14 protein-coding genes and 1 tRNA gene are annotated in these 12356 nt (G+C 66.8%); 11 read left to right on the top strand and 4 right to left on the bottom strand.

The features are described 5' to 3' along the window. From iscA to QRN67_RS05640, 10 genes are all read left to right on the top strand, one after another. Window positions 1–324 carry an iron-sulfur cluster assembly protein IscA gene (gene iscA / locus QRN67_RS05685; RefSeq protein WP_081268993.1) on the top strand — a complete coding sequence of 108 codons (324 nt, stop codon included), beginning with the start codon at window positions 1–3 and terminating at the stop codon, window positions 322–324. A 63-nt stretch (window positions 325–387) separates the two neighbouring features. Then, window positions 388–906 carry a Fe-S protein assembly co-chaperone HscB gene (hscB, locus tag QRN67_RS05680; RefSeq protein WP_285411007.1) on the top strand — a complete coding sequence of 173 codons (519 nt, stop codon included), beginning with the start codon at window positions 388–390 and terminating at the stop codon, window positions 904–906. A gap of 91 nt (window positions 907–997) precedes the next feature. Further along, a complete protein-coding gene (gene hscA / locus QRN67_RS05675; protein WP_285411006.1) occupies window positions 998–2863 on the top strand; it encodes a Fe-S protein assembly chaperone HscA in 1866 nt (621 codons plus the stop codon). Window positions 2864–2872: 9 nt separating this feature from the next. Beyond that, complete coding sequence (gene fdx, locus QRN67_RS05670) at window positions 2873–3211, top strand: ISC system 2Fe-2S type ferredoxin (RefSeq protein ID WP_285411004.1); 339 nt, start codon at window positions 2873–2875, stop codon at window positions 3209–3211. Then, complete coding sequence (gene dnaQ, locus QRN67_RS05665; protein ID WP_106934217.1) at window positions 3211–3933, top strand: DNA polymerase III subunit epsilon; 723 nt, start codon at window positions 3211–3213, stop codon at window positions 3931–3933. The genes fdx and dnaQ overlap by 1 nt, the downstream gene beginning before the upstream one ends. Before the next feature lie 59 nt (window positions 3934–3992). Beyond that, window positions 3993–4067 (top strand) — tRNA-Val (locus QRN67_RS05660). A gap of 283 nt (window positions 4068–4350) precedes the next feature. Next, window positions 4351–4467 (top strand): stereocilin, encoded by a 117-nt coding sequence (locus QRN67_RS05655; RefSeq protein WP_106934218.1) that lies wholly within the window; start codon window positions 4351–4353, stop codon window positions 4465–4467. 45 nt (window positions 4468–4512) lie between these two features. Then, window positions 4513–5622, top strand: a complete 1110-nt coding sequence (locus QRN67_RS05650; protein ID WP_285411001.1) for an NAD(P)/FAD-dependent oxidoreductase — start codon at window positions 4513–4515, stop codon at window positions 5620–5622. 134 nt (window positions 5623–5756) lie between these two features. Further along, entirely contained in the window at window positions 5757–6053 is a 297-nt protein-coding gene (locus tag QRN67_RS05645; protein ID WP_081268986.1) for a glycine zipper domain-containing protein, read from the top strand. A 51-nt stretch (window positions 6054–6104) separates the two neighbouring features. Next, complete coding sequence (locus QRN67_RS05640) at window positions 6105–6830, top strand: phage holin family protein (protein WP_285410998.1); 726 nt, start codon at window positions 6105–6107, stop codon at window positions 6828–6830. 17 nt (window positions 6831–6847) lie between these two features. On the opposite strand, the gene QRN67_RS05635 is transcribed toward QRN67_RS05640, so the two are convergent. After that, window positions 6848–7927, bottom strand: a complete 1080-nt coding sequence (locus QRN67_RS05635; RefSeq protein ID WP_285410996.1) for a quinone-dependent dihydroorotate dehydrogenase — start codon at window positions 7925–7927, stop codon at window positions 6848–6850. 40 nt (window positions 7928–7967) lie between these two features. Here QRN67_RS05635 and rpiA point away from each other — a divergent pair, with 40 nt between their 5' ends. Beyond that, the gene (rpiA, locus tag QRN67_RS05630) at window positions 7968–8681 is read left to right on the top strand and encodes a ribose-5-phosphate isomerase RpiA (RefSeq protein ID WP_285410994.1); all 714 of its coding nucleotides are present in this window, start codon (window positions 7968–7970) and stop codon (window positions 8679–8681) included. An 18-nt stretch (window positions 8682–8699) separates the two neighbouring features. On the opposite strand, the gene QRN67_RS05625 is transcribed toward rpiA, so the two are convergent. Genes QRN67_RS05625 through folD form a run of 3 tightly spaced genes read right to left on the bottom strand, consistent with a single transcriptional unit; the run spans window position 8700 to window position 12292 of the window. Beyond that, the gene (locus QRN67_RS05625; protein ID WP_285410992.1) at window positions 8700–9347 is read right to left on the bottom strand and encodes a glutaredoxin family protein; all 648 of its coding nucleotides are present in this window, start codon (window positions 9345–9347) and stop codon (window positions 8700–8702) included. A 30-nt stretch (window positions 9348–9377) separates the two neighbouring features. Further along, window positions 9378–11435 (bottom strand): M3 family metallopeptidase, encoded by a 2058-nt coding sequence (locus QRN67_RS05620; RefSeq protein WP_285410991.1) that lies wholly within the window; start codon window positions 11433–11435, stop codon window positions 9378–9380. Window positions 11436–11440: 5 nt separating this feature from the next. Continuing rightward, a complete protein-coding gene (folD, locus tag QRN67_RS05615; protein WP_285410990.1) occupies window positions 11441–12292 on the bottom strand; it encodes a bifunctional methylenetetrahydrofolate dehydrogenase/methenyltetrahydrofolate cyclohydrolase FolD in 852 nt (283 codons plus the stop codon). Window positions 12293–12356: the final 64 nt, after the last annotated feature.

The following is a 12356-nucleotide window of genomic DNA, read 5'->3' as shown; positions in this document are numbered from 1 at the left end:
ATGGCCGTCACGCTGACCGAAGCCGCTGCGCGACACGTCACCCGCTACCTCGGCAAACGGGGCAAGGGCGTGGGTGTGCGGCTGGGCGTGAAGACCACGGGTTGCTCCGGCCTGGCCTACAAGCTCGAGTACGTGGACGAACTGGCGCCTGAAGACGTGGTGTTCGAAGACCACGGCGTGAAGGTGCTGGTCGACCCGAAGAGCCTGGCCTACATCGACGGCACGCAACTCGACTTCGTGCGCGAAGGCCTGAACGAGGGCTTCAAGTTCATCAACCCCAACGAACGCGACCGCTGCGGTTGTGGGGAAAGTTTTCGCATCTGATGCGCCGTCGCTGACTGCGACCATAGCCGCCACCATGTCATGTGCTGGCGGTTTTTTCTTGCCATGAACCTGAACGACACCGACTTTCAACTGTTCGCCGTCCCGGCGACTTTCGCGCAGGACCGCGCCGTGCTCGACGCGCGCTGGAAAGAGCTGCAGCGCGAAGCCCACCCGGACCGCTTTGCCGCGCAGGGCGCTGCGGCGCAGCGCGTGGCCATGCAGTGGTCGGTGCGCATCAACGAGGCCTACCAGCGCTTGAAGGACCCGATCCGCCGCGCCAGCTACATCTGCGAGATGCACGGCGCACCGCTGAATGCGGAGAACAACACGGCAATGCCGGCGGAGTTCCTCATGCAGCAGATGGAGTGGCGCGAGGCGCTCGACGATGTCGAAAGTATCGCTTCGCTCGAGAAGCTCCAGGCGGAGGTCGAGGCCGGCCGCGCACGCGCGCTGTCGTCGCTCGACTGGCTGATCGACGAGAAGGGCGACTACCCCGCCGCCGCGCAGCAGGTGAGAGCCCTCATGTTCATTGAGCGCTTCGGACAGGACGTCGAAGCCAAGTTCGATCAGTTGGGACAATAGAAGACATGAACCCCCACGCTCATCACTTCGTGTATTCGCTGCCCTCCATGGGGGCGCAGGCCTCCCTTGGGGCGGCCCGGCGGGAGGCCTGATGGCTCTTCTTCAGATTTCCGAACCCGGCCAGGCGCCCGATCCGCATCAGCGCCGCATCGCCGTGGGCATCGACCTGGGCACGACGCATTCGCTGGTGGCCTCGGTGCGCAACGGCGTGGCCGAATGCTTGCCCGACGACCAGGGACGCGTGCTGCTGCCCTCGGCCGTGCGCTACCTCGAAGGCGACCGCCGCCAGATCGGCTTCGATGCCGTGGCCGCGCGCGCGCAGGACCCCGCCAACACCATCACTTCCGTGAAGCGGCTCATGGGCCGCGGCCTGGCCGACATCGCGAACCGCGATGCGATGTCGTACCGCATCGGCAGCGGCGACGGCGGCATGGTGAAGGTGCAGACGCTGGCGGGCGAGAAGTCGCCGGTCGAGATCAGCGCCGAGATCCTGGCCACGCTGCGCTACCGTGCACAGGACACCTTCGACGACGACGAACTGTATGGCGCCGTCATCACCGTGCCCGCGTACTTCGACGAAGGCCAGCGCCAGGCGACCAAGGATGCCGCGCAACTCGCCGGCCTGAACGTGCTGCGCCTGATCAGCGAACCCACGGCCGCAGCCATCGCCTACGGGCTCGACAACGCGAGCGAAGGCGTCTACGCGGTCTACGACCTGGGCGGCGGCACCTTCGACATCTCGATCCTGCGGCTCACGCAGGGCGTGTTCGAAGTGATTGCCACGGGTGGCGACTCGGCCCTCGGCGGCGACGACTACGACCATGCACTCGCCGATTTCGTGCTCGCGCAGACCGGCCTGCAAGCCGTCAGCGACGCCGACAAGGCCGCATTGCTCGTGGCCGCTCGGGCAGCGAAAGAGGCACTGACCGATTCGCCGTCGACCATCTTCAAGGCCGATGTCGCAGGCAAGGCCATCTCCTTCGACCTGGCCCGCGAGCAGTTCTACGCCGCCACGCAGCCACTCACCGACCGCACCATCGCCGCCGTCCGCAAGGCTCTGCGCGACGCGAAACTCAAGCCTGAAGCGCTGCAGGGCATCGTGCTCGTCGGCGGCTCGACCCGCATGCCGCAGGTGCGCCGCGCCGTCGCCGATTTCTTCGGCCGCGAACCGCTGGTCAACCTGAACCCCGACGAAGTCGTGGCCCTCGGTGCCGCCATCCAGGCGAACCAGCTGGCCGGCAACAACGGCGCGGGCGAACTGCTGCTGCTCGACGTGATCCCGCTGTCGCTCGGCATCGAAACCATGGGCGGCCTGGTCGAGCGCATCGTGCCGCGCAACCAGACCATTCCCACCGCGATGGCGCAGGACTTCACCACCTACCAGGACGGCCAGACCGCACTGGCGCTGCACGTGGTGCAGGGCGAGCGCGACCTCGTCTCCGACTGCCGCAGCCTCGCGCGCTTCACGCTGCGCGGCATTCCGCCGATGGCCGCTGGCGCCGCGCGCATCCGCGTGACCTTCACCGTCGATGCCGACGGCCTGCTGAGCGTGAGCGCAAAAGAGCAGGGTAGCGGCGTCGAGGCCAGCGTGGCGGTCAAGCCGTCTTACGGCCTGTCGGACGACCAGATCGCGACGATGCTGCAGGAAAGCTTCTCCACCGCGCAGCAGGACATGCAGGCCCGTGCGCTGGTCGAGGCACGCGTCGATGCCGACCGCATGCTGCTTGCCACGCAGAGCGCGCTCGATGCCGATGGCGACCTGCTGAACGGCGAGGAGCGCGCGGTCATCGATGCTTCGATGCTGCAATTGCGCGAAGCCGCCAGGAGCAGCAACGACGCCGCCGCCATCGAGGCCGCCACAAAGAAGTTGGCCGACGACACCGAAGCCTTTGCCGCACAGCGCATGAACGCGGGCATTGCGCGCGCACTTGCCGGCCGCAAGGTCGAATCTCTCTAGAACAAAAACATGCCCACGATCAAGATCTATCCGCATCCCGAGTACTGCCCGCAAGGCGCCGAAATCACCGCGCCAGCCGGCACCTCGATCTGCGAAGCGCTGCTCGACAACGACATCAATATCGAGCACGCCTGCGAGATGAGCTGCGCCTGCACCACCTGCCACGTCATCGTGCGCGGGGGCTTCAACTCGCTGAACGAAGCGGAAGAGGGCGAGGAAGACCTGCTCGACCGCGCCTGGGGCCTGGAGCCGCAATCGCGGCTGAGTTGCCAATCGATCCTGGCGCAGGAAAATGTGACCATCGAGATTCCGAAGTACTCGATCAACCACGCCAAGGAAAACCACTGATGAGTCGCTTGATCGTCCTCGATACCGAAACCACCGGGCTCTCTGCAGAGAACGGTGACCGCATCATCGAGCTCGGCTGCGTGGAGCTGTTCAACCGCAAGCTCACCGGCAACGACCTGCACATCTATTTCAACCCGGAGCGCGAGAGCCACGAAGACGCGTTGAAGGTCCACGGCCTGACGACCGATTTCCTTCGCGACAAGCCGAAGTTCGCCACGCTGGCCAACGACATCGTCGAGTACCTGCGCGATGCCGAATTGATCATTCACAACGCGGCCTTCGACGTCGGCTTCCTCAACAAGGAGTTCGAGCGCGCCGGCTTTCCTCCGCTGCGCACCTTCGTCGCGGAAGTGACCGACACGCTGGCCATGGCCAAGCAGGTGTATCCGGGCAAGCGCAACTCGCTCGATGCGCTGTGCGACCGCTTCGGTGTCGACCGTTCGAACCGCACCTTCCACGGCGCCAAGCTCGACGCGCAGCTGCTGGCCGACGTCTACATCAACCTCACGCGCGGACAGGATGCGCTGCTCATCGACGTGGCCTCCAACGAGCCCGAGGTCGGCACCAAGGTCGTGGCCATGGACCTGAGCCAGTTCGAGTTGCCGGTGATCCTGGCAGCGGAGCATGAGCTCGCCGCGCACGAGGGCGTGTTGGCCCAGCTCGACAAATCTTCTGGTGGTCGCACGCTGTTTCGTCAAAACGAAGAAAAAGCTGTGGCATAATCTGAGGCTTCGCTGAACGCGATACGTAATTCGAAGCAACGCAAACAATGCGCTGCTTTGGGCGGTTAGCTCAGGGGTAGAGCACAGCATTCACACTGCTGGGGTCGGAGGTTCGAAGCCTCCACCGCCCACCATCATCAAAAAGCGACCTGGATTTCCAGGTCGCTTTTTTGTTTTGCGCGCCAGTTCGTTTTTTACCGCTTCGCGCCGAACAGATCGTCGCAGCTGTCGCATGCGAAATAGGGCTTCTGCTCGCCGCACTGCGCCGACCCCGTGGCTCCCGCGCGGATCTGCCATTCGCACGACCTGCCTGAAGTGACGAGCGTTGCTGTCGGTTGGCGCCGACGGCAAGTGCAGCCGCATGATGGCGCGTCTTTGCCGGCGCCGGCATGGAAATGTCGGAAAAGGAGCAAGACCATGGCCACTCATCCAGATCTTCCGACCCCCGTCACGCCGGACCTGCCCGTGGAGCCCGACGAGGGCCCGAGCACGCCGCCGGACGAACCCACGGACCCGGTACCCCCACCTCAGTGAATTGAGTCTGCGCGTCTGCCGTGCGGGCCGCGATAAGCTCGCACGATGGAAGAAATCGATTGCGCCGTCATTGGCGGTGGAGTGGTGGGCTTGGCCGTGGCGCGCGCTTTGGCGCTCGAAGGCCGGGAGGTTTTGGTGCTCGAATCCGAAGGCGCCATTGGCACCGGCACCAGTTCGCGCAACAGCGAGGTGATCCATGCGGGCATCTATTACCCGAAGGGCTCACTGAAGGCGCGGCTTTGCGTGGAAGGCAAGCAACTGCTCTACGCCTACGCCGAGGCGCGCGGCGTGCCGCATCGGCGCTGCGGCAAGCTGATCGTTGCTACGTCGCCCGAGCAGGCGGGGCAGCTCGATGCGATCCGGGCCAAGGCGGCGGCCAACGGTGTCGACGACCTGCAACTGCTCACCGAACAGCAGTCCAAGGCCATGGAACCGCAGCTGCAATGCGTTGCGGCGCTGCATTCGCCGAGCACCGGCATCGTCGATAGCCATGCGCTGATGCTGAGCCTGCTCGGCGACCTGGAGAACGAGGGCGGCATGCTCGCGCTGAAATCGCCTGTCATGCGCGCCGAATGCGGTGCCGATGGCATCGTGCTGATCGCGCAGGACGGCACGGCGTTGCGTTGCCGAACGGTGGTCAACGCCGCCGGGCTGGGCGCTCCGGCGCTGGCCCGCCGCTTCGAGGGGCTGCCGGCTACGGCGGTGCCACGCGAGCATTTCGCCAAGGGCAACTACTTCACTCTGCCGGGGCGGGCGCCTTTCGGGCGGCTCATCTATCCGGTTCCCGAGCCGGGCGGCCTGGGCGTGCACCTGACGATCGACCTTGGCGGCCAGGCCAAGTTCGGCCCCGACGTGCAGTGGGTCTCCTCGGCCGACGACCTCGTGGTGGACCCCGCGCGCGGCGACGGCTTCTATGCCGAGGTGCGCAAGTACTGGCCTGCGTTGCCCGACGGCGCGCTGATTCCAGGCTACGCAGGCATGCGGCCCAAGATCTCGGGGCCCGGCGAGCCGGCCGCGGACTTCGTGATCGACGGACCGGCGTCGCACGGCGTGGCGGGGCTGGTCAATCTGTTCGGCATCGAGTCGCCGGGGCTCACGAGCAGCCTGGCGATCGGGGCGCACGTCGCCTGCCTGCTGGCGGGTACGGAAGGCTGAGTGAGGATCGAAGGGCACATGTACGCACATCTGTCGCGCATGAGGGTCTTTTGTGCCTGTAACATGACAGTACGCCATTTGCTGGCGTGAAGCCGCCGGCGCGGTGCCGGTGTCATCACGGAGGAAAGATTCCAATGAGTGCATCCCAAAATCTTGAAGCAGCAGCCGAAGACATCGCGAGCGACGTGCGCGGCGTGCTGGCGAGCAAGGACCTGGATTCGGTTCCCCACATCAAGGCGCTGCGCCAGCGCATCGACACCAAGCTCGCCATTGCGCGCGAGCTCGCATCCGAGAAAAGCAAGCTCGCCGCCAAGAAGGCCCGCGAGGCAGCCACCTCCGCCAACGCATACGCTCACGACGAACCATGGCAGATCGCCGGTGCCGCACTGGCCGTCGGCGTGCTGGTGGGTCTGCTGCTTGGCCGCCGCTGACCGGCAGTCGCACCGCAGCACCGTTCACCCGGGCATGACAGGAGGTAGCCCATGAGGCTGCTTTCCCTGTTCGGCCTGGACGCCCGCGTCCGCCGGCTGCGCATCGCCGCCGCCGAAGGCGCCCTGGCGGCCGAAGACCGGGTGCAACTGCTGCGCATGGCCTGGGATGACGAGAAGCAGCGCCTGAAGCTGATGCTCGTGTTCGGGCTGGCCGTGCTGGGGCTGACCACCGTCACCGTGGCGCTGGTGTCCGTGGCGGTGGTGGTTCATTTCTGGGAGACGCCGTACCGCATCACGGCCGCGTGGTCGGTGGCGGGCGTGTGGATCGTGCTGTGGCTGGTGGCCGCCATCGGCCTGCTGCAGACCTTGCGCAATGCGTCCAACGGCTTCGCGCCGGCGCGCCAGGAGTTCGAGCGCGACTGGGCGTGGGTGCAGGACCGTTTCGGCCTCGGCAAGGACCCGGACCAGCCCGACGACGAACCCCGTCCCTCGAGGCCGGCCACGCGCGAGGAACTGCTGGCGCGCATGGACCGCCAGCGCCAGCGTATCGCAACGCTGCAGGGCGGACGCGAGCCGCAGTTCGCGCACGACGACGCGGCCAAAGCGGAGCAGGCGCCTCCGCCTGACGAGTCCGCTGCCGCTGCTGCATTGCGCATCGCGCGGGCGCACCCTGTGGCCGCCGGTGTCGTCGCTGCTGCGGCCGTGGTGGTGATCCGGCCGCGGCGTCTGCTGCGCTGGGCAGCGTTCATTGCGCCAGTGCTCTGGCGCATGCGCTGAAGAGAGCCGAAAAAGACTCAGGCCTTGCTGCGATCCCGCAGCAGCGCCTGGGCGGCTTCGCGGACCAGTCCGGGGCCGCGATAGATCAACCCGGTGTAGATCTGCACCACGTCGGCGCCGGCGGCAATCTTGGCCTTGGCATCGGCCCCGCTCAGGATGCCGCCCACCCCGATGATCGGAAAACCGGCGCCCAGCGCCGCGCGCAGTTGCGCGATCACGCCGTTGCTGGCTTCCCGCACCGGTGCGCCTGAAAGTCCGCCCGCTTCCTCCGCATGCGGCAGGCCCTTCACCGCGTCGCGTGCCAGCGTGGTGTTGGTGGCGATCACGCCGTCCATGCCGTGGCGCTTCAGGGTGGCGGCAATGACCGCGACCTGGGTTTTGTCGAGGTCCGGAGCGATCTTCACGAACAGCGGCGCGCGCTTGGCATGGCGCGTGGCCAGCGTCTCGCGCCGCTCGGCCACGGCGCCGAGCAGGGCGTCGAGCGCCTCGTCGCTCTGCAGCGAGCGCAGGTTCGCGGTATTGGGGCTGGAGATGTTGATCGTCACGTAGTCGGCATGCGGGTACACGCCGTCGAGGCAGGCGAGGTAGTCGTCCACCGCGCGCTCGATCGGCGTGGCGGCGTTCTTGCCGATGTTCAGGCCCAGCAGCATCGGCGGCCTGGCCGCGCCACCCGCCTTGCGGAAACGCGCCTTCTGCACGTTCGCCAGGAAGGCCTCGAGACCTTCGTTGTTGAAGCCCAGCCGGTTGATCAGCGCGTCGCGCTGCGGCAGGCGGAACATGCGGGGCTTGGGGTTGCCCGGCTGGCCCTTTGGCGTGACCGTGCCCACTTCGACGAATCCGAAGCCCATGGCCGCGAAGGCATCGATGCAGCGCGCGTTCTTGTCGAGCCCGGCGGCCAGGCCCACGCGGTTCGGAAAGCTCAACCCCGCAAGCTGGATGGGATCGCTGACACGCGGTGCCGAATAGGCGCAGGCCAGGGGCGTGTTCTGGGTGCGCGCGAGTCCGTCGAGGGTCAGTTCATGGGCGTGCTCGGGGTCGAAGCCGAACAGGAAAGGGCGGGCCAGGCCGTAGAGCGAAGAGGGCAGCAGCAGGGGCATCGGATAATTCTCGACTTCAATGAGCCAAGGATTCTCCGCGATGACCGCACCCGCCTCCCCAACCCCCGTTTCCGGCACCCTGTCCCAGGACGAACTCAAGGCCCTGGTCGGCCACGCCGCTCTGGCCTACGTGGTCAAGGGCGAGATCGTCGGCGTCGGCACCGGCTCCACGGTGAACAAGTTCATCGATGCGCTGGCCACCATCAAGGACCAGATCAAGGGCGCCGTCTCCAGCTCGGTTGCTTCCACCGAGAGCCTGCGGGCACTGGGTATTCCGGTGTTCGACAGCAACGAGGTGGAGGAGCTGGCCGTCTACATCGACGGCGCTGATGAAATCGACCACCGCGGTTTCATGGTGAAGGGCGGCGGCGCGGCACTCACGCGCGAAAAGATCGTTGCGGCCCAGTCGTGCAAGTTCATCTGCATCGCCGATGCGTCCAAGCTGGTGGAGACGCTGGGCGCCTTCCCGCTGCCGGTGGAGGTGATTCCGATGGCCGCTCGCCGCGTGATGCGCCAGTTCGCGGCCATGGGCGGCATCGCCCAGGTGCGCGAGAAGGACGGCCTGCCGCTGGTCACGGACAACGGGCAGCACATCGTCGACGTGACCGGCCTGCGCATCGCCGATCCGCTGGCTTTCGAGACCGAGGTGAGCCAGTGGCCGGGCGTGGTGACGGTGGGCGTCTTCGCCCATCAGAAGGCCGACGTGTGCCTGCTGGGCACCGCCACGGGCGTGAAGACGATGACCTTCGCCTGAGGCGGCAACGCCCCAGGTTCAGAACTTGATGCCTGCCGGGTTGCTCGGCCCCGGCTCGCTCGATGCGGGCGGTGGCGAAGCCGGTTGCGCGGCGGGTGCCGGAGCCTGGGGGCGAGCGGCGGGCGCCGCCTGCTGTGCGACCAGCGGCCGTGCCGGGCCATTGCGGTAGCCGGCGGGAAGGCTGTTGCTCTTGGGGTAGCCGGCCGCGTCGAGGTACTGCGACCATTCGACGTCGGAGAAGCCCTTCAGCTGCTGCGATCCGATGGTCAGCAGCGGCAGCGAACTCTGGCCGCTCAGGCGCTGCAGCGCCTCGATCTCCGCGTTGCTCTTGACGGTGCGCTCGTCGAACGGGATTCCGCGCGTCGTGAGCAGGGAGCGAGCGGCGCCGCATGGTGCGCACTCTTCGCCGCTGTACAGCGTGACCGGGTAGCGCTGTGCCACCTGCCGCAGCTCGTAAGGCAGGCCTGCGTTGGGCGGCGTGGTGACGCCGCCTTGCGGCACCGATGCCGCCCCTGTGTCGGCAGTCGGTGCGCGGTCCGAAAAAGTGACCTTGCCGTTCTTGTCCACCTGGCGGTAGACGTTCTGCGCCGTGGCACTGGCGGCCGCGAACACGAGAGCCAGGCCGATCAGGCGATGCAGTGAGAATTTGTAAGGGGTCGGATGCATCGCCCGAGTATCGCAAGCTTCAGCGCCGCATCAAGCGGGCTGGGCCTCGGCCATGCCCTGATGTCGCAGCAGCGCATCAAGCTGGGGTTCGCGGCCGCGGAAGGCCTTGAACGAATCCATCGCGCTGCGGCTGCCGCCCGCCTCGAGGATGGCCTGGCGGTACTTGCGGCCGGTCTCGATGTTCGGCTCGCCGTCGGCACCCACGGTTTCCTCGAAGGCCGCGTAGGCGTCGGCGCTCAGCACCTCGGCCCACTTGTAGCTGTAGTAGCCGGCCGCGTAGCCGCCCGAGAAGATGTGGCTGAAAGTATTCGGCGTGCGGCTGAACGGCGGGGACGGCATCACCGCGACTTCGGTTCGCACCTTGCCCAGCAGCGCCATCACGTCGCCGGGCTTGGCGTCGGCGGCGTGGTACTCGGTGTGCAGCAGCATGTCGAACAGCGAGAACTCGATCTGGCGCAGCGTCTGCAGGCCGCTCTGGAAGTTCTTGGCCGCCGTCATCTTGTCGAACAGCGCGCGCGGCAACGGCTCGCCGGTGTCGACGTGGGCCGTCATGTGCTTGAGCACGTCCCACTCCCAGCAGAAGTTTTCCATGAACTGGCTCGGCAGCTCGACCGCGTCCCACTCGACGCCGCTGATGCCCGAGACGTCGCGCTCGTTCACCTGCGTGAGCATGTGATGCAGGCCGTGGCCGAATTCGTGGAAGAGGGTGGTCACGTCGTCGTGCGTGAGCAGCGGCGGCTTGCCGTCGACGCCGCTGGCGAAGTTGCAGACCAGCTGCGCGACCGGCGTCTGCAGCACGCCGTTGTCGGGGCGCAGCCAGCGGGCGCGCACGTCGTCCATCCAGGCGCCGCCGCGCTTGGCTGCGCGGGCGGACGGGTCGAGGTAGAACTGGCCGACCTTTTGCCCCGCTCGCTCGATGCGGTAGAACTCGACGCTCGGGTGCCACACAGGCGCGCTGTCGCGGCGGATCGATACTTCGAACAGCGTCTCGACGATCTTGAACAGGCCGGCCATGACCTTCGGCGCCGGGAAATACTGCTTCACCTCCTGCTCGCTGAAGGCATAGCGCGCTTCCTTCAGCTTCTCGCCGATGTAGGTCCAGTCCCAGGGCTGCGGCTCGGTGATGCTCAACTGCTCGGCCGCGAAGACGCGCAGGTCGGCCAGGTCGCGTTCGCCGTAGGGCTTGGCCTTGGCCGCGAGGTCACGCAGGAACTTGACGACCTGCTCGGGCGATTCGGCCATCTTCGGCACGACCGACAGTTCGCCGAAATTCCTGTAGCCCAGCAGCTTGGCTTCTTCCTCGCGCAGCGCGAGGATCTCGGTGATCAGCGGGGTGTTGTCGAACGAGGCGTCGCCGAACTCGCTGGCGCGTGTGACATAGGCGCGGTAGAGCTTTTCGCGCAGCGCGCTGCTCTTGGCGAACTGCATCACCGGCAGGTAGCACGGCATCTTGAGCGTGAGCTTGTAGCCTTCCTTGCCGTCGGCCTCTGCGGCCGCGCGGGCGGCGCTCACCACGTCTTCGGGCACGCCTTCGAGCTCGCCAAGAGAGGCGTAGTAGGCAAAGGCGTCGGTCGCGTCGAGGGCGTTCTCGCTGAACTTCTGGCTCAGCTCGGCCTGGCGTTCCTGGATGTCGGCGAAGCGCTTCTTGGCTTCGCCCTGCAGCTCGGCGCCGCCGAGCACGAAGTTGCGCACGGCATTGCGATGGGCCTGGCGCTGCTCGGCATTGAGCGTGGCGACGTCGATGGCCTTGTACTTGGCGTAGAGCCGCTCGTCGGAGCCCAGGCGGGTCCAGAAGGCGGTGACGCGCGGCATGGCTTCGTTGTAGGCGGCGCGCAGCTCGGGGGTGTCAGCCACGGCGTTCAGGTGGCCGATGGCGCCCCAGGCGCGGCTGAAGCGTTCGGAGGCCACGTCGAGCACCTTCGAGATCGCGTTCCAGTCGGCGGGGAATTCGGGTGCCGTCACGGTCTGCAGCGCGGTCTCGGCGTCGGCCAGGAGGGTGTCCACCGCGGGTGACACATGCTCCGGCTTGATCCGGTCGAACAGCGGGAGGTCGGTGAAATCGAGGAGGGGGTTGTTCGTCATGGCCATGTGAGTTACTTGGCGGCGCGTTCGGCCGCTTCAAGGGTGTTGGCGAGCAGCATGGCGCGCGTCATGGGACCGACGCCGCCGGGCACGGGCGTGATCCAGCTTGCGACTTCCTTGACGCCGTCGAAATCGACGTCGCCGGCGAGCTTGCCGTCTTCCTTGCGGTTCATGCCCACGTCGATGACCACCGCGCCGGGCTTCACCATGTCGGCGGTCAGGAGATTGAGCTTGCCCACCGCCGCGACGATCACGTCGGCCTGCCGCGTGATGGCGCCCAGGTCCTGCGTGGCGCTGTGGCAGATGGTCACGGTGGCGCTCTTGGCCAGCAGCATCATGGCCATCGGCTTGCCGACGATGTTGCTGCGGCCGATGACCACCGCGTGCTTGCCGCGCAGGTCGTAGCCGATGGATTCGAGCATCTTCATGCAGCCGTGCGGCGTGCAGGGCCAGAAGCCGGGGGCGCCGGTCATCAGCGCGCCCGCGCTGGCAACGTGGAAGCCGTCGACGTCCTTGGCGGGCGAGATCGTCTCGATGACCTTCTGGCTGTCCATGTGCCTGGGCAGCGGCAGCTGGACCAGGATGCCGTGCACCTTCGGGTCGTCGTTGAGGGTGCGGATGCGGGCCAGCAGGTCGGCCTCGCTCATGTCGGCGGGGTAGGTCTCGAGCGTGGCCTCCAGGCCGGTCTGGGCGCTGTCGTTGACCTTGTGCCTGGTGTAGACCTGGCTGGCCGGGTCTTCGCCCACGAGGAGGATGGAAAGGGCCGGGTTCACGCCTTTGGCCTTGAGTGCGGCGGTGCGGCCGGCAACCTCGGCGCGAATGGTTTTGGCGAGGGCGTTGCCGTCGATCAGTTGGGCGGTCATCGGTTTCGATCTTCCAAGTAAAAACGCCCGCTTGCGCAGGCGTGGGGGCCATTCTTCGCTATCG

The sequence above is a fragment of the Variovorax sp. efr-133-TYG-130 genome (assembly GCF_030208835.1).
Taxonomy (GTDB): domain Bacteria; phylum Pseudomonadota; class Gammaproteobacteria; order Burkholderiales; family Burkholderiaceae_C; genus Variovorax.
The sequence above is the reverse complement of the archived record's forward strand: the minus strand, read 5'-3'. Positions and strand labels throughout refer to the sequence as shown.

Coding starts and splice junctions, on each gene's coding strand:
- rpiA (WP_285410994.1), top strand. CDS start 7,968: ATGACCGCACCCGCCTCCCCAACCCCCGTTTCCGGCACCCTGTCCCAG.
- QRN67_RS05620 (WP_285410991.1), bottom strand. CDS start 11,435: ATGGCCATGACGAACAACCCCCTCCTCGATTTCACCGACCTCCCGCTG.
- QRN67_RS05625 (WP_285410992.1), bottom strand. CDS start 9,347: ATGCATCCGACCCCTTACAAATTCTCACTGCATCGCCTGATCGGCCTG.
- hscB (WP_285411007.1), top strand. CDS start 388: ATGAACCTGAACGACACCGACTTTCAACTGTTCGCCGTCCCGGCGACT.
- iscA (WP_081268993.1), top strand. CDS start 1: ATGGCCGTCACGCTGACCGAAGCCGCTGCGCGACACGTCACCCGCTAC.
- QRN67_RS05645 (WP_081268986.1), top strand. CDS start 5,757: ATGAGTGCATCCCAAAATCTTGAAGCAGCAGCCGAAGACATCGCGAGC.
- folD (WP_285410990.1), bottom strand. CDS start 12,292: ATGACCGCCCAACTGATCGACGGCAACGCCCTCGCCAAAACCATTCGC.
- QRN67_RS05655 (WP_106934218.1), top strand. CDS start 4,351: ATGGCCACTCATCCAGATCTTCCGACCCCCGTCACGCCGGACCTGCCC.
- dnaQ (WP_106934217.1), top strand. CDS start 3,211: ATGAGTCGCTTGATCGTCCTCGATACCGAAACCACCGGGCTCTCTGCA.
- QRN67_RS05650 (WP_285411001.1), top strand. CDS start 4,513: ATGGAAGAAATCGATTGCGCCGTCATTGGCGGTGGAGTGGTGGGCTTG.
- QRN67_RS05640 (WP_285410998.1), top strand. CDS start 6,105: ATGAGGCTGCTTTCCCTGTTCGGCCTGGACGCCCGCGTCCGCCGGCTG.
- hscA (WP_285411006.1), top strand. CDS start 998: ATGGCTCTTCTTCAGATTTCCGAACCCGGCCAGGCGCCCGATCCGCAT.
- QRN67_RS05635 (WP_285410996.1), bottom strand. CDS start 7,927: ATGCCCCTGCTGCTGCCCTCTTCGCTCTACGGCCTGGCCCGCCCTTTC.
- fdx (WP_285411004.1), top strand. CDS start 2,873: ATGCCCACGATCAAGATCTATCCGCATCCCGAGTACTGCCCGCAAGGC.